This window comes from Methanomicrobia archaeon (genome assembly GCA_016930255.1).
In the GTDB taxonomy this organism is placed as follows: domain Archaea; phylum Halobacteriota; class Syntropharchaeia; order Alkanophagales; family Methanospirareceae; genus JACGMN01.
Window position 1 is genome coordinate 1 of the sequence record JAFGHB010000029.1, and the last position, 16,520, is coordinate 16,520.

14 protein-coding genes are annotated in these 16,520 nt (G+C 49.8%); 11 read left to right on the top strand and 3 right to left on the bottom strand.

From position 1 onward, the window contains the following. From JW878_04750 to JW878_04760, 3 genes are all read left to right on the top strand, one after another. Nucleotides 1-439 (top strand): hypothetical protein (locus tag JW878_04750; GenBank protein ID MBN1762371.1); only part of this gene is annotated, 439 nt, incomplete at its 5' end. A 62-nt stretch (nucleotides 440-501) separates the two neighbouring features. After that, nucleotides 502-3,138, top strand: coding sequence for a DUF3344 domain-containing protein (locus JW878_04755; GenBank protein ID MBN1762372.1), 2,637 nt, complete (start codon nucleotides 502-504; stop codon nucleotides 3,136-3,138). Nucleotides 3,139-3,152: 14 nt separating this feature from the next. Beyond that, nucleotides 3,153-5,423: a DUF3344 domain-containing protein gene (locus tag JW878_04760; protein MBN1762373.1), complete on the top strand. Its 2,271-nt coding sequence runs from the start codon at nucleotides 3,153-3,155 to the stop codon at nucleotides 5,421-5,423. 10 nt (nucleotides 5,424-5,433) lie between these two features. Here JW878_04760 and JW878_04765 read toward each other — a convergent pair whose 3' ends face one another. Continuing rightward, nucleotides 5,434-7,740, bottom strand: a complete 2,307-nt coding sequence (locus tag JW878_04765) for a hypothetical protein (protein MBN1762374.1) — start codon at nucleotides 7,738-7,740, stop codon at nucleotides 5,434-5,436. A gap of 179 nt (nucleotides 7,741-7,919) precedes the next feature. On the opposite strand from JW878_04765, the gene JW878_04770 reads away from it, so the two are divergent. The 5 genes from JW878_04770 to JW878_04790 all read left to right on the top strand — a co-directional run bounded on the left by JW878_04770 (nucleotide 7,920) and on the right by JW878_04790 (nucleotide 12,769). Further along, the gene (locus JW878_04770) at nucleotides 7,920-8,510 is read left to right on the top strand and encodes a hypothetical protein (protein MBN1762375.1); all 591 of its coding nucleotides are present in this window, start codon (nucleotides 7,920-7,922) and stop codon (nucleotides 8,508-8,510) included. Then, the gene (locus tag JW878_04775; GenBank protein ID MBN1762376.1) at nucleotides 8,507-9,751 is read left to right on the top strand and encodes an ABC transporter substrate-binding protein; all 1,245 of its coding nucleotides are present in this window, start codon (nucleotides 8,507-8,509) and stop codon (nucleotides 9,749-9,751) included. The genes JW878_04770 and JW878_04775 overlap by 4 nt, the downstream gene beginning before the upstream one ends. A gap of 124 nt (nucleotides 9,752-9,875) precedes the next feature. Then, nucleotides 9,876-10,877, top strand: a complete 1,002-nt coding sequence (locus JW878_04780) for a radical SAM protein (GenBank protein ID MBN1762377.1) — start codon at nucleotides 9,876-9,878, stop codon at nucleotides 10,875-10,877. Continuing rightward, nucleotides 10,877-11,956, top strand: coding sequence for an iron ABC transporter permease (locus tag JW878_04785; protein MBN1762378.1), 1,080 nt, complete (start codon nucleotides 10,877-10,879; stop codon nucleotides 11,954-11,956). The genes JW878_04780 and JW878_04785 overlap by 1 nt, the downstream gene beginning before the upstream one ends. 30 nt (nucleotides 11,957-11,986) lie before the next feature. Next, entirely contained in the window at nucleotides 11,987-12,769 is a 783-nt protein-coding gene (locus tag JW878_04790) for an ABC transporter ATP-binding protein (protein MBN1762379.1), read from the top strand. Nucleotides 12,770-12,864: 95 nt separating this feature from the next. Here the strand turns inward: JW878_04790 and JW878_04795 are convergent, their stop codons facing one another. Next, nucleotides 12,865-13,743, bottom strand: coding sequence for a DUF4349 domain-containing protein (locus JW878_04795; GenBank protein ID MBN1762380.1), 879 nt, complete (start codon nucleotides 13,741-13,743; stop codon nucleotides 12,865-12,867). A 188-nt stretch (nucleotides 13,744-13,931) separates the two neighbouring features. Next, nucleotides 13,932-14,465 carry a hypothetical protein gene (locus JW878_04800; GenBank protein MBN1762381.1) on the bottom strand — a complete coding sequence of 178 codons (534 nt, stop codon included), beginning with the start codon at nucleotides 14,463-14,465 and terminating at the stop codon, nucleotides 13,932-13,934. A gap of 399 nt (nucleotides 14,466-14,864) precedes the next feature. On the opposite strand from JW878_04800, the gene speB reads away from it, so the two are divergent. From speB to JW878_04815, 3 genes are all read left to right on the top strand, one after another. Next, nucleotides 14,865-15,713 carry an agmatinase gene (speB, locus tag JW878_04805; protein ID MBN1762382.1) on the top strand — a complete coding sequence of 283 codons (849 nt, stop codon included), beginning with the start codon at nucleotides 14,865-14,867 and terminating at the stop codon, nucleotides 15,711-15,713. A 335-nt stretch (nucleotides 15,714-16,048) separates the two neighbouring features. Continuing rightward, entirely contained in the window at nucleotides 16,049-16,222 is a 174-nt protein-coding gene (locus tag JW878_04810) for a hypothetical protein (GenBank protein MBN1762383.1), read from the top strand. Beyond that, the coding region (locus JW878_04815) for a histidine kinase (GenBank protein MBN1762384.1) at nucleotides 16,215-16,520 on the top strand (306 nt) is incomplete at its 3' end. The genes JW878_04810 and JW878_04815, both read left to right, overlap by 8 nt.

The window sequence follows — 16,520 nt, forward strand, 5'->3', positions numbered from 1 at the left end:
GGCACGTCTCCAGAGCCACATACCGGATGGCGAGACAACGGGCGACGGTGTGGGTGCTGCTAATACCTTCCTTGTGGTGGAATACGAACCATCAAAATCAAAACGCGGTGGCGGTGGCGGTGGAGGGGGGACTTACACTGCAACCGACTCAGATGGCGATGGGTACTCTGACATAGAGGAACTTCTTGCGGGCACGGATCCAAACAACGCGGACGACTATCCCCTCAAATCCGCGGCGACACCGGAACCAACACATACAATTACACCAACGGTAACACCAGCAGTGACACCTGTACCAACGCCTGTGGCAACGCCTGAAGCACCACCGGCAACTGCAACACCGACGCCAACGCCGGAAGAACCGGGCTTCGAAGCGATCTGTGCCATTGTAAGCCTGATAGCAATTGCATACGTGGCGCTGAGGAAGAAAAAGATGTGAACGAAAAATTCGGGGGGGAGTTTTTCTGTTTTCCTCCCTTTTTATTTCCTCCAAGATGAAAAATGAACAAGATAGCTATCACGACCATAGTCGCAATTGTAGTGTTATACGTTTGTTCATGCACCCCGGCTTTAGCCGATTACAATTTCGATGGCTGGCCGGTGGAGACGAGACTGAACGGCACCGTAAACGGCGGCGTATTCATCGACTACGTGCCCTGGGACGGCTCAAGAGATCTTTCTTTGACTACAACGATGCCAAACGGCACGGTGAAATGGGCTTATCTGTATACCGGCATCTGGGGCGGACGCGAGAGCTACAAAGGCTGGGTAAACGTAACATTCAACGGTGTTGCTGATCAGAACGGACTCGGCCCAATCCATCTACAAGGCGAAGACGATACGAATCAACATGTTTGGTGCACATCACACGGCAAATACTGGATGTTCTATAATGTTACCGGGTTAGTCGATGCGGGCACCTCGAACACCGCGAGAGTAAGGAAGATCAACGAAACGTACGGCGCCTTCGATGGGCGCGTCTACGGCATCGTGTTGATAGCGATCTATGAAGATGGCGATAACCCGAAGAATATCCAGTACTGGATAAACGACGGTAACGATGCCTTCCACTACGCAGAAGCGACGTGGCCACCGGTTGCTCACGATACTGGCACAACGTATTTCAATGGTACCGTGGATGTCGCTACTGTGACCAGAGCAAATCTGACGGTGGTGCACCTGACCGCTTATGATCCCTCTTGCAGCTCGGGCATGACGTTCAATGACCACCCCCTGAACACGAACATGCTAGATACCAACACGTTCGAGTTGAACACGTGGGATGTCTCGAGCTACGTAACCGCATCGGAGAACCTTGTCTGGTTCACTCGCTGTGAGGATACGTATATAAACGTACCGCTCGCGATCTTGACGCTTGAAAAATCTCCAGACCTCATCGCAACAGCGATTAAACCATACCACTACGAGTGGTCGGAGGAATATAACTGCTCGAAGGGCGAACCGTGGTTCAACCTCACGAACTATGTGAACGTTACGGTGTACAATAACGGGACGGGGAATGCTGGCCCCTTTGCGGTGATGCTCTATGCAAATGAGACGCAGATTGGAGCTGAATCGGTAAATGGTCTGTCGGCAGGTGCGGCTACAGAGGTGAAATTCGAATGGAAGCCCGAAGGTGAAGACCCTTTGAGCTGGATCGATACCACTGAAGGGGCTATCTGCGCTTATACTGATACCAGCAAGGAGTACGTGCTGAGAGCAGTGGTTGACGGGGGTGACGAAGTATCAGAAGAGAATGAAGAGAATAATGAACTCACAAAAGAGCAGAAGGTGGTGTGGAACGGATTCACGGGCGATGAGCCACTCGAGAATTCCCTGCACGGAAACGTGAACGGCGGGATAATTTACACGACCGGTGATGGCCAATACCGTGGTGTTAATTGTTATGGTACCAAATACGGCACGTATTACGACGTGAATTACGATTTAGCGCTGCCCGGGAATGTAACTGTAGCGCGACTGTATCTCTATTATACGTGGGCACAACCGTCGTATACCACGCCAAAGATCGGTATCAAACTCAAAGACACCTTCGGCACCGTTCATACGCTGAGTATGGAACAGAGCTATAACGATATCAAAGGCGATTTCGACGCCCATCGCTTCGTTTGGGGGACCTACGTCTTCAATATAACGAATTATATAAACAAGAGCGGCACCTATACCGTTAATATAACGAATCTGAACGACGGTGGCGATTCAGACTTTGCAACGGATTATGCGTTTGCAGCCCCTGCCATGCTCGTCGTTTATGAGAATAGTACGATGCCCGAACGAGAATACTGGCTCACTGAAGGCGCAGATATTCTCTTAGGTGGGCGACGGAGCAAAGGCGGCTTTCTTGAATTGTCGGAGTGCCGGAACACTGCACGGTTTCTTGGAGACATAGAGGTGAGTAAAGTAAAGGAAGCGAAACTTGGTGTTGTCGCCCCTTGGGCGGGCGTGAGCTGGGAGCCGGGAATGACCACATATATGTATTTTAACGATGTTGAATTGGGGCGGGGTGTGTACAGCGGCTATGGCCGTGCTTACAACATCTCAACGGACGGCATAACGATGATGGTGGGCGCTGACGATGCTCAGATAGGTGTTAACGTAACCGATGTCACGGCCTACCTCAACGCCAGTGCTAACGAGGCGATTCAAGGAGATGACGGCGATTGTATGATGCCAAGCAGCGCCATTTTGCTGCTAACGCAGGAAGAGGATATCCTTGACACGGGTTTGCCAGAATCTCGATATCCAAGTATCTCCGGGATTCATAATGGGTCAATTACGGTGGACACGAACATCACGGTGAGTAGCCTGTACACCTATCAGTGTCCAGGGACGGGCGGGCATACCGAGTTCATACGAATCTGGAATGAAACGACCGGAGCTTGCGTCAAAGGGCACTGGGACGGGTACCAAGGCGATTATCAGACCATCTCACTCAACCGAACCATAACTTTGAAAAAAGGTGTTACGTATCACTATACGATTCAAACAGGCTCGTATCCACAGATTCATCATCAGAAGGAATTACCAGTGGACGGAGGAATAGTCACGTGTGAGAAATTTACCGATGCCAACGGGAGGGAATATGATACTTGGATACCTGCCTTTATATTATATTGAGCACGAGGTGAGGTGTGAAGGATAAAATGGGTCTGCAGTGCAGGAACACTCTTGAACGAATCGCAACGGCATGCGTCTTAGCGACCTTTATTCTCCTTATCGGTCTCGCCGGTTCAGCACCGGCTCTCGCACAGAATACTTCTGGATCAGCGGGTGACGGTGAGGAGTTGCCAGACCTCACCGTTACAGCGATCAAGCCGTACCATTACAAATGGTTGGAAGATTATGGCGGCCTTGCTATGGGCGAGCCCTTTTTCAATCTATGGAATTACGTGAACGTCACGGTGAGGAATAACGGGACTGCAACAGCCACAAATGCTGAAGTGAAGCTCTATGCGGACGATGATCCGGTTGGGAGTGAAGCAATTGCTGACCTGCGCGCCGGTAAGCAGCGCGAGCTGAGATTCGCGTGGACGCCCGAAGGTGAAGATCCGTTGAGCTGGACTACTACGGCACAAGGAGCGAAACTCATCTACCGGGAGACCAATAAGAACTACACACTGCAGGCGGTGGTTGACGAAGACGAGGAAGTACAAGAGTCCAACGAGACAAATAACGAACTGACGAGAGCTCAGGAAGTCGTCTGGAACGGCTTCGCGGCTGACGAGCCTCTGGAAGAGTACGCGCACGACGTGATAAACGGCGGCTTGATACTCACCACAGGCGATGCAGTGTATCGCAGTGATGATACCGGTGACAGCGGAACAATATACGGCAAACCCTATGATACCAATTACAATTTGCAGATCCCCGGCAGTACCAAACTGGCACGATTCTATCTCTATTACACGTGGGCGGAACCCGCAGGGTCGGTACCCAAAGCACCGAAAATTGACCTGACGTTGCAGACACCGGGAGGCACCTCCACGAAACTTAGCTTGGATGCGAGCTATAACGATATCAAGGGCGATTTTCTAAATTTCCGATTTCACGCGTGGGGCACGTACGCCTACGACGTCACGAATTACGTACAAGAAAATGGGACGTACGCCGTGACCGTTGAAAATATCAATGACGGAAGCGATGAGGACTTCACCGAGCAGTATTCATTCGCCGCGCCCGCGCTGCTCGTTGTTTACGAGGATGCCACCGCACCAAAGAGGGAATATTGGATAACCGAAGGTGCTGATATTCTCATGGGTGGCAGAGAGATAAGGGCTGAGGGTGGCTTTCTCGGCTTAGAAGAATGCCTTAACTCCGCTGAGTTCTCCGGTGAGCATTTAGATTTGGAAGTGGAAGAAGCGGTACTTGGCGTTGTCTCTCCCTGGGCGGATGATGCTGAAGACGATGTTATCCGATTTAACGGTGTAACAGAGCTGGGGAAAGGGTTATACAACGGATACTATGGTTCATGGAGTAGCAGCGAGGATCTAACAGGCATTTCAATGCATATCGGTGCCGATGAAGCACAGCAGGGAATGGCTGCGATTGATGTCACGCAGTATCTTGAAGATGAGGACAACGAGGTGATCCAAGGCGATGACGGCGATAACATGATGCCGGCTAATGCGTTTCTTGTGATTACCTATACAGAGGAAAAAGAAGAGGATGGAGGTGGTAGTGGCAGCGGCGGTTCGAGTGCGAAAGATACAGCAACTGTAACATCAACACCTTCGTCAGCGTCCGCGGCTCCCGCGACCAAGATAACAAAAGCGTCCCGGGATATTCCGCTGCTGGAAGCCGAGAAGGAAGTAGCGATGATCTTTCAGGATATGGACGTTTCACTGCTCGCTCTTACCGCCGATACCAATGTGAGCGATGCGAAGGTCGTCGTGGAACGGGTGGAGAAGCCATATGAAATCCCCGAAACCTCAGGCATTCCATACGTTTATCTCGATATAAACGTGGAGCATGAGGCGGAGAATGCGAACATAGAAGGGAGAATTGAGTTTAAAGTCTCAAAATCTTGGATCACTGCCAACAACATTGACGAGGCTGCAGTCACGTTAAATAGGTACCATGAACGTGATGGATGGACCGCGCTACCCACGGCTAAGGTCGGTGATGAAGAGAATGCCAGTGTGTATTTCGAAGCAGAGACGACTGGATTTTCGATATTCGCGGTAACCGCAGAAGAAAAAGTGCTGACTGCATCTACACCGTCTCCGAGCACCGTGCCGCCACAGATATCCGCATCAACGCCACCATCCACGCCTGCAGCTCATGAGGAGACGCAAAACTCGGAGACAGGCGGAGCATCGGTGCCGGGATTTGAACTCGCGATTGCCTTGTGTGCGCTCATTGGAGGAGCATTTCTACTTCTGATGCGCAAGAAAAAACGGTAAATTTCGATCTCTAATCTCCTCTTTCCTCTCTTCTCACAAATACGATGAGATACACGGCTACTACTGCAAATATGACACCAACAATTTCAAATCCGGGCACGGGAAGCTGTGGTGATGAAGTTGGTGCTTCCGAATTCTCTGGTGACGTTGTCGGTATTGATTCAGACTCTTGCTCAGTCGTTGTTGGCGTGGCAGAACTCGTTGGCGCTGATGTTGGTAACGCCTCCGTTCGAATCGGCGTGATGATGTTCACCGTTTTCGTATCCGTATGCCCTTCACCGTCATCGGCTTCTACAGTGTACTCTCCGGTTAACGCTTCGGACGTACTGAACGTGGCGTTGAATTTCCCATCTGCAACCTTTGCGAACTTCGATTCAAGGTTTATCGGGCCCTGCACCTTCACGATGATCGTGTGGCCTTCTCTATTCGAGATTCCGGTGATCACGAGGTCATCGCCGATAACGACATCCGGAAGAGAACGGAGCGCTATTTCTGCCCTCCCCACATCTATCTTCACTACCTTCATGAAATCATCGCTGCCTGCAGCTTCGGTCGTCGCATCTTGCAGTATGGATTTTATCTGTTCCTGCGTCTTCGCAGCAAGCTTGCTGAGATCGCTATCGAAATAACTATCTGCAATGCCGGTCAGCAGATCGTCATCATTAATTTTATCGTATATCTGATTCTTCCCTGGCGTGAGCACGAATGCGAGATAGGTCCCTGTATCCGCATCTTCCTGAACGTTACTCTCAATTGACCAGGTATACGTTCCGCCGCTCACCGATGCCGTCTCATAAACGATTCCGCTGGGAAGTTCATTGAGTTCGGAATTCGGAGGATTAATGCCGTTTCCGCCGCCGCCTTTCGGTGCCACAATGAGAACGTCCACCCACTTGGATCCAAGTGCGGTACCGCTGAGGGTAAAAGAATCTCCAGGTGAAATTACCGAAGTTGATGATTCTGCGGTCAAGCTTCCGGTGACCATCAGTACCATGGTAGAACCGTCATATTCTTCGCCCGAAACGTCATCACCTAAGGCAAAGCCCCCCTCGGGGTCTATAGATATAAACGCCTTGATCGTTATGGCATCCTCATCAGTACCCGTACCCGACGTTTTGGGCGTGGGCAGTTTCACCTCGAATGCGCCGTCATTATCAATCGCTATCTTATTCTTGACAATGATGTCGTCAATGGCGATATCAACGGTATTTCCTGTGTTTGCCGTACCGCTAACCACGAGGTCCGACCCAATTGCGCAGGTCTCAGGCATCGAGAACGTCACTTTCTTCTTTGCTACTGCAATATCAACGTAGGCTTCTGCATCACTCGTTAAATCCTCTACTCGCACCGTATAAGCGCCTGTTCTGCTAAAATAGACCACGTATCTCATCTCCCCCTCAGGTTCTATCGTATCATCAAAGCTACCAACGTTATCCTCCGAGGGATTATCATTCTTCTTGGCAGGGAAGATAGCGTAGTCTGCGTTTCTGTCTACCGAGATAGATATGTCGAGACCAGGCATACCGGTTACCGTCAACTGCACGTTCTCTAACTCGACTACTTCGGTCTTCTTCGCCTCAATCTCAAGCTCACCGCTTACCACCTCCAATTCTACTTCGTTACTCTCCTCATCTAAGCCACGTGCATAGTCCTCCTCTGTAACAATCTTGAAGGTCCACGTTCCCAACTCCCACCCCGATGTGGGTATTACCAAGTCCGTGAGATGATCGACATTAACCCTCTCAAAGTCGGTGTGTTTAATTTCACCGGGATCGGTGACCTCCAGGGTTACCCCATCGTTTTTGTCTAAATTGGTGCTCAATGACACAGTAAAGTCCGAATTTACGGGTATACGGTCGATCGTTTCGCCGTCTCGCTTCAGCTTTAAGTTCATATACGGTTCTTCAACAATAATGGTGGTATCATTACAACCAGAAGCACACGTTGCAGTATACGTGCCCGTTTTTAATGGTCGGGAGGTTGTATCAAGTCTCCCATTCGTTTCTGAATTTTGCGGGTGATCTTCTGCATCACCTGATATTCCTATCAACGTAACCATTCCGGAGGATCCGCCACTGCGGTTGTAAAATTGTATTTCTTGGCCAATTAATACGGTTGAGGTTTCTTCACCATCCAGCTTAATAGAGATATTATCGTAGTTGACGTCAAAGCCATCTATCTCCTGCGTTCCGGGAACGGTGGTTGCCAAAACGAGTGGCACGACGATTTCGAGGCAAAAAGTGAGTCCCATCAGAAGTAGTAAAAACCCCAACGCTACCCGTTTCACATTCAAACCCCCGCTCTTACTACCGCTCATTTTTAGTCCTTCTCCACCACATCTTATCTATTTTTGGGCGATTAAGATATTGATGCATAAGTTAATATTAAAACGTTCCCTATTTTATTAAAATCATCTATATTTATATAACGTACGAAGCAAAAGATCAAGAAACGTGTCATCTCAGATGGACGTGATCGGAGGTTTTTAAGGGTGAAATGGAGATAAAACGTGAAAACAAGAGCGAAAAAAGCTTGACGGCGCTGCTTTTATGTATGCTGTTAGCAACTGCTGCTTTCATTTCGGGAACGGTCACGGTGGCGCAGGGCGCGGAAGTGAATGAAGTGACAAGGTACGCTCCCGCCAGCCACGCTTCAGGTGCGGAGTTCGAGGTGAAATTGACGATCACCGGTGAACTGCCGTTGGTCGTTGGTATCGTTGAAACGATTCCTGAGGGGTTCCGCTTTGTCAGCACAATGTGTGAAGACTACGAAGTTTCAGGGCAAGATATTGCTTTTGTTGTGGTAAACGAAAAGGAGATAACCTATAGGGTGACGGCGCCTTCTTCGGGCGAGGGCACGTTTTCCGGAACCTGGATTGACATGCTCAGTGATAAGGAAGGAAACATCACGGATACGACAACGCCGCCGGTGACAACGCCGAAACCAAACCCAACAGCAACGCCAGCAGCAACACCCAGGTCTGAAGTGCCGGGCTTCGAAGCGATTTTCACAGCGATAGCGCTGCTCATCACCTGTCTTCTTGTGTGTATGTGGGGAGGTAAGGAAGAAGGAGGTAGTGTGGAATGAGAAACATACTCACGTGTATAGTCGTAATAGTGCTCTTGGCATCCTCGGTGCTGGTGGCGGTTATACCCTCCACGGCGCAAGAGTTGGTGGTGCCGGGCGATAAAGACGGTGATAAGATCGTATCAGAAGGCGAACTTGTTGAGGCTCTTATGGCGTATATGCAGGGCGAATATCTTGGTGAAAGCGTGGAGCACCTCAGTTTAGATGAGCTGCGTGAGGCTGCACATATCCATGTGTATTATCCGCGGACGATCACGGATGCCTCTAATCGAGCGGTAACCGTGTACATGCCGATAACACGAATAATCACGCTGACAAGCGATAGTGCAGAAGCCGTCAGAATGCTCGGAGAGGTTGATAACATCGTTGGTGTGACCGATACGATAAAGGGCGGCGAAGGCGGGGCGTATTTCTCTGAGTTGGCGGATAAACCTTCGGTGGGTACGTGGAAGGCGTTCGATTACGAGGGAATTGTGGAGATCGCAAGAGGCGACTCGAATAATGCCGTTATCCCGGATATTCTTGTGATATGTGATGCATACGGGTATTATTATGATGTGTTTGACGTTGAAGAGAAGTTAAGTCCTTTTGGTATTGCCGTCGCGGGTCTGCCCTTATATGAGCAATCAAAGTTAGAGGAAGAGATGGAAGAGCTCGGGTATCTCCTGGAACGAGAAGATAGGGCTGCCGATTACATTGCGTGGCGTCAGGATAAGGAGGCTGCGGTTAGACGTGCAGTGGACGGACTTGCGAAGCCTAAGGTGTACATCGAGAAGGGTAGCTCAACAGGAATGGGGGAACTCAAGACCTACGGGAAAGGTTCCGCACTTGCTGAGCTTTGTGCACTGGCTGGCGGTGATAATATTGCCAAGAATATGGATGAGAACTATCCGGCGGTCGATTGGGCCTGGGTGATCTCACCGGACCAATATCCTGAGGTGATACTGAAAGAAGAGCCAAATACGTGGCTTGGCGTTACGGAGGAAGCTGAGACTATGCGAGAAGACGTTTTAACGCGTATTCCCGGGGATATACCTGCGATTCAAAATGGGCGTGTTTACATAGTTAACCGTAAGATAGACTATGGGCTGGGGAATGTCGTAGGACTCACCTCTTGGGCTAAGATCTTCCACCCATCCGTATCCTTAGATCCAGAAGCTGTTTACCGGGACTATCTCGCATTTCAAGGCGTGGGATATCCAGAGGATAGAATAGCGGTGTATCCCTCGCTACCAACCTAAGCCAAACGGGGCACCCAGCTTCAAAATAATACCAGAACAAAGACTCGAAAAGGAGTAGAGGTGAAAACGCCTCTTCTTTTGCCCTTTAGTTGAGCGGTAAGGGATGAGAGGAATGGACATGAGCATGAAAGAATTCGAAGCGTGCAGGTTATGCGAATGGAACTGCGGGGTTAATAGGTACGAAGACGTGGGTGTGTGCAACGTCACCATACCCGAGATCGCCTATACCTGCCTAGCGGAATCCCTTGAAAGTTACTCGATCACCTTGCTCGGCTGCAATTTCCGCTGCCTCTATTGCAATGCGTATCGCTTGTCCCAGTATCCGGATACCAATTGGTTCTATCGCGGCTATGTCGAGCCTCAAGAGTTGGCGGAAGAAGCGGTGGCTGCCTTGAGAGAAGCGGGCATCACGAAGCTGGGTTTTACCGGTGGTGAACCGACCATACATCTCCCGTATATAGAAGAGGTGGTAAAAGCGGCTAAGAACGAGATGCCCGAACTGCGCGTAGGATTTACCACAAACGGGTTCGCAACGCAGGAAAGCATGAGGAGAATCGTGAAGATGTGCTCGTATATCACACTCGAGATCAATGCATTTCAGAATGAGACGCACTTGGCGTTGAGCGGCGCTCCGGTTGAGCCGGTCTTACGAAATGCTGAGTTGCTGAGTGAACATCGGGATAAGATACGGGCGTTTAAAACTGTGGTTGTGCCACGAATAAACGATAAGGAGATAGTGGAGATCGCACAATTTATCGCCTCGTTTGATCCTTCAATACCGTATCATCTGGTCGGATTTCGGCCCAGTTTTATGCTCTATTACCATCCCGGGCCGTCAGCGAATGAGCTAGAAGCGATAGCGCGCAGGTGTGAAAAATATTTGGAGACCGTTGAGTGGGGTGGCGTGTATCCAACGGGAAGCGCATTTGATGCGTCTGGCGCTGAACTGGCGTTAAAGTACGCTGAACGAGCAGGATGCATACGAAAAGATAGGAATTGTGGGCTCTGCACCATGAACAAGAAATGTCCAGCGATCTTACGCGAGCCGTGGTTGTGCACGCACGCCAAAAGCGGGCAAAAAGATATGGATCAAAACGATAGAGACCATGAGGAGGAGCAAGCATAATGTCGGATAACGATGCACTGCGTGAGCGGGAAACAACGAACGAAGAGATAAGAGCGCAATATAAGCGATTTGTCGGTCGGAAAGTGCTCTTCATCTTCTCGACTATCATCTTGATTGTTCTTATCGCGGGCATAGCGGCAACGCTCGGCTCGTATCCTATCTCGGTCATAGAGGTCTATTCAATACTGTGGCACGGGCTCTTTCAAAATCCTGAAACGACCAAAGAGCTTGTCGTCTGGAACCTGAGACTCCCGCACATCATCATGGGCATTTTAGCGGGCATAGGACTGGCAATTGCCGGAACCACAATGCAGGCGGTGGTGCGCAACCCACTGGCAAGTCCGTATACGCTGGGAATCGCATCTGCCGCGGGCTTTGGTGCTGCGCTTGCCATCATTCTCGGTGCAGGCTTTGTCACGGGGCAGTATCTCATCATAGTCAACGCCTTTATTTTCGCGCTGCTCTCTGCTTCCATCATCTACGGCTTATCGCGGCATAAAGGAGCGACACCGGAGACGATGATTTTAGCCGGTATCGCCCTGATGTATCTATTCTCCGCAATGACTGGGATTTTACAGTATTTCGGCGAGGAGACGGCGGTGGCTGAGGTGGTGTTCTGGATGTTTGGCAGTCTTGGACGAGCCTCATGGGATAAGCTGCTCTTTGTGTTCATTATCCTTGCCATCTGCGTTCCGATTCTCATGCTGAAATCCTGGGATTTGAACACACTGAGTGCAGGCGATGAGAGCGCAAAAAGCCTCGGTGTCAACGTTGATCAGACACGAGTCGTCTGTTTTATAATTGCCTCGTTCGTTACCGCAGGCATCATCTGCTTCACGGGCACCATCGGCTTCATCGGGTTGGTTGCGCCTCACATGAGCCGCATGGTGATTGGTGGCGATAATCGGTATTTAATTCCTGCTTCGGGGCTGTTCGGTGCCGCGCTTTTGCTCGGCGCTGATACCATTGCCCGGAGAGTCATCGCACCCGCGATCCTGCCAGTTGGCCTGGTCACCTCGTTCATGGGCGTTCCTTTGTTTTTATACCTCATCTTAAGAAGAAGGAGGGAGTACTGGTAACCTAAGTCACGGAGAGGACAGCAAACTGAAATGGTGCAATTAAAGATAAAGGATGTCGCATTCGGCTATGCAAGCGTACCAGTACTGAAGAATGTGAGCATAGAGGTAGGTACCCAGGAGGTTTTGGGCGTGTTAGGTCCAAATGGTGCGGGCAAATCCACACTTCTGAAATGTATCGATGGGATTCTGACTCCTCAAACGGGGAGTATTCTGCTTGATGGCCAGGACATAAGAAAAATGAGTCGGATAGAACTGGCTAAAAAAATAGGGTATATCCCCCAGAGCCTCGCACACGCGTTCTCTGCTACCGTCTTCGATGCCGTGCTCATGGGCAGACGCCCGCATCTCGGCTGGCGCACGAGCGAAAAGGACACAGAAAAAGTCTTAGAAACACTGCACATGCTGCATATCGAAGACCTTGCAATGCGCGACATCAACGAGCTGAGCGGCGGCCAGATGCAGAAGGTCTTTATCGCACGAGCACTCACGCAAGAGCCTGATCTGCTTCTGCTTGATGAGCCCACGTCTAATCTTGACATTCGACATCAGCTTGAAGTGATGCACACGATACAGAGCATCGTGAAGATAAAGGGAATCTCAGCAATCATGGCGATCCACGACCTCAATTTAGCGGCACGCTACGCCGATCGTATAGTCATGATGAATGGTGGTACCCTTTTCTCTACTGGTGAGCCCGCTTTTGTCCTGACACGAGAGAATATAAAGCGTGTTTACGGTGTGGATGCTGAGGTGAACCAGAACGGCGGGAAGCTTTATATCGTACCGACACACGCACTCAAGCACTATCCTTAAGGTGGATTGACTAATTTCGGTTAGCAGCGGATACGCAAAATTCACAAAACGTTTTTCACGGTCGGTATTCAAATCCACGGTGAGGTGAGCAGCGGTTACGTGCCTCCTTCTCCGCTTCGTAACCTCGGTAGCACCTTCGCTTTGATGAGCCACGCGATGCCAATCAGTATGAGAAGTGGCAAGACGTAACCGATAGCGATGATCAATCCTCGTATCACGGATACAAAGCCTTCGAAGGCAGCGCGAAACGCGTCCCGTATGCCCCAGCTGTGCGTTATCGGCTCCGGCTCGTACAATGAGACGGAAATCGTTGCGAACTCAACGCGATTATCAAGATAGGTTATCCGACCGGTAAGTTGTTCGATCTCGCCGCGCACACGCGCTAACTCACGCTCGACGTCCAAAACCTCCTCGACATTCTCAGCCAACTCGAGAATCTCCAGTAACCGCTGTTCCTGCCGTTCTGAATTGTTGAGCCGCGCCGTCAAGTCGATGTACTCCTCCGTAACGTCTTCGCCCGATGTTTGTTTCGATTCTACCGTGCCCAGCTGCTCTAGTTCACTAATTACAGAGAGGAAAGCATCTTCGGGCACTCTAATCGTGATCTCACCACGTTTACGGCCGGTATCGGTAACGTAGGAGTAGGAATTCGAGATAAACCCGTCCGATCGTTCGACGATGGTCGTTAGTGCATCAGAACGTGCCTGGAAATCGTCTACCTCGATACACAGTGAAGCCCGCTGGATGATTTTCTGCTCGGTATCCGTACTGGCGGTGGCGGTATAAAGCGATCCCGAAGCCCCTTTCTCGGCTGGCGCGGGCACAGGCCAAAAATCAGGTGAGCTTCCTTCAGACGATTGTGAGTAATAACCAGCCGGTTCCCCAAAATCGGATACCGGAGCAAGGAAAAACCCTATCGAAGCCGAGAGTAGACAGAGCACAACGACTACCGCTATGGCAGTATTTCTTTTCATTTTGGTGACCTACAATTGGGTTCGTTTCTTCGGTTTAAAAGGGTTTGGTAAGCTACGAACAAGATTGAAGTTATACCTGAGTTCAAAAACTGGAAACACACGCACAGAATAATTGATTCTTACAAATCAGAACGATACCCTACCAAGAACGAAAAAGAACTGGCCGAGCGTCGTTCGGTAAAGTAAACTCAGGTGTGTGACGCGGGATACAGTATTTCAATGGTCACGATGTCGCTGCGAGCAATTATCTCACCGGTCTCCACCACTTTGACATAGCCCTGGATTTCGCATTCTCCGCGAAACGGCCGTTCCTCCCTGTTCCACGCCGTGAAGGTGTGCTGGGACGTTCCTCCAGGACCCAAATCGACTCCGATATATTGGTCAGGAGGGCATTGCCAGTACGCGCTTCCTTCTGTGGTAATCACCCCTATACCTACACAGTAAGCGTCTCCGGACGTGATATTCGCGCCTTTGTTCTTCACCGTAACGTTGAGGGTGACAGATTCACCGTAGTCGATGGTGACGGTCCGATCGTTCAGTACCGATGGTTTTGGCTCGGTAACCTTAATATCAACGACTTCAAGTCCCGTTGCTCCTTCATCATTACCCGGTGCAGCGAAGTAGGCGATAAGCGCGATAACACTCGCGAGCACGACGATTAGCACGATACTCAGTATTACGGTTTTGTTTCGTGCGACATCCACCAGGCTTTTGTTCTTCATTTTTGATTGGATCTGTGCTTAACTCATACTATTGTAACTTGTCTTTCATTTATAAGTTTAACTCCTTCTCACCGCTCGGGTTCAGGGACGCTTTGCTGCGGTACTCCCCCTATCGATTTCTGGATGAACCGTGATGATCGGCAATCGCTACGGCAGGGAAGAAGGCATGAATGGCTAACGAAAACGAAGTTGCCACGGTTTAAAATCGCTGAAACAGTAAGGTACTTTTCCGTGAACCGCCTGTTCTGAGTTCTCCACCTTTTCGATTTCGCCGCTTAAAGCTACATTACATAAGACACGAATCGCATTTTCCCGAGATGGTTCTATTCGCGCCTCTGTCATCAATTAAAGTTTTCTTTCTTCAAACGTTCTGTTCTTTTTAGTGAAGGGAAGTTTGACATGAAGTTCTCAGGCTCGCTATCAGAAGCAGATGAGGAAAAAGCACGGTATGTACTCGTAGGCGTGCCCTTTGACGGTAACGCCTTCAAGAAAGGCGCACGTGAAGGGCCTCGTGCGATACGAACGGTCTCGCAGCGCCTGGAAACGTTTCTCTGGGATCGAAAATTCGAATTATCCGATCTGTACTATTACGACTCCGGAGATATACCGTTAGAGCAGTTCACCAGAGGCGAAAGCGCACGTATCGAAGAATGTAACCTCGAAAAAAAGAAGATCTTCATCGGCGGTGACCACTCCATCTCCTACCCGATTGTCAAATACCTCTTCGAGCATGGTGAGGTAGACAAAGTGATAACGATAGATGCCCATGCCGATTTCCGTGACTCGTATAAAAACAATCGAATCTCCAATGCGTGTGTGATGCGACGGATCGCGGAGTTGATCGGGTTCGAAAATGTCGTGGAGATAGGAATCAGGTCTTCTTCTGAAGAGGAATACGTCGTGTTCAAAGACAAAATACGACTGTACGACGCAGCGTTACTAAAAGAAAAAGGCTTGAACGGGCTTTTAGGCACAATCGGGGACGGAACAGAAAAAACGTATCTTTCTATTGATATTGACGTGCTTGATCCTGGCATTGCGCCCGGGGTAGAACATCCCGAGCCGTGCGGAATGTCGCTCGAAGATTTGATCGCCCTGATAAGGGGGCTATTAGCAACGAAGAATGTGGTGGCCAGTGACCTGGTGGAAGTGAATCCACGATTTGACAATGCCAGCGGTATAACGAGTCTTAACGCCGCACGGATTATCTTCGAGCTATTAGCATGCTACGGGACGGGCGATAGATAGGCGATGCTGTTACTCATCGTCGACGTTGGCAATGAAGACGCTGATTCCTGCTAGGATAGATGGTAAAGAAACTGTAAGGCCGTGCAAAGTCTCAGTTGTACCACTTTAACAGGCTCGATATTTTTATTTAATGTTGGCTGTTCCCTTTTGCATTTCACTCAAGAGACCGCACGAATAGATCTACCTTCGCGAATGCCGACAATTTTTGTGATGTAGTCGTAAACATTTCTTGAGAATATCCATGGGTTTTTAAAGTCTTTATCTCATTACCACTGGTTAGAGCTAAAGAGACAGGATAGCGGCATTCGTGGGGAATTGCTGGGAGAAACGGGTTAATGTCTGGAGTACGAGAGCAAGAGAGGATAACGGTATCGCAGGTAGATTACGGGCTTTGTCTCCTCTTATCATCACTACAATTTCCACAACGAAAAACCGAGTGGTTTGGTGTCGATTGTACAACCTCAGCGGAAGGAGACCTCAAATTCCTGAGAGGTGGTGAATATGGCTAAGTCACTGCGTAAGAAGACACTGATCATCATAGGTATCACAATCGTCTGCCTGATCGTCATACTGTACGGAGTCTCGCAAGTTCTCTTACTGCACAGTTTCGATAAATTGGAGGAGCAGAATACCCGCCAGAATGTTGAACGAGTCACGAATGCATTATCTCATGAGTTCTCCCAGTTAGATACGACGACGTACGATTGGGCCGCATGGGATGACACCTACGCCTTCATCGAGGATCGCAATGAAGAGTATATCGCGTCGAATCTTATTGACGGAACATTCGCCGATTTAGAGCTCAAC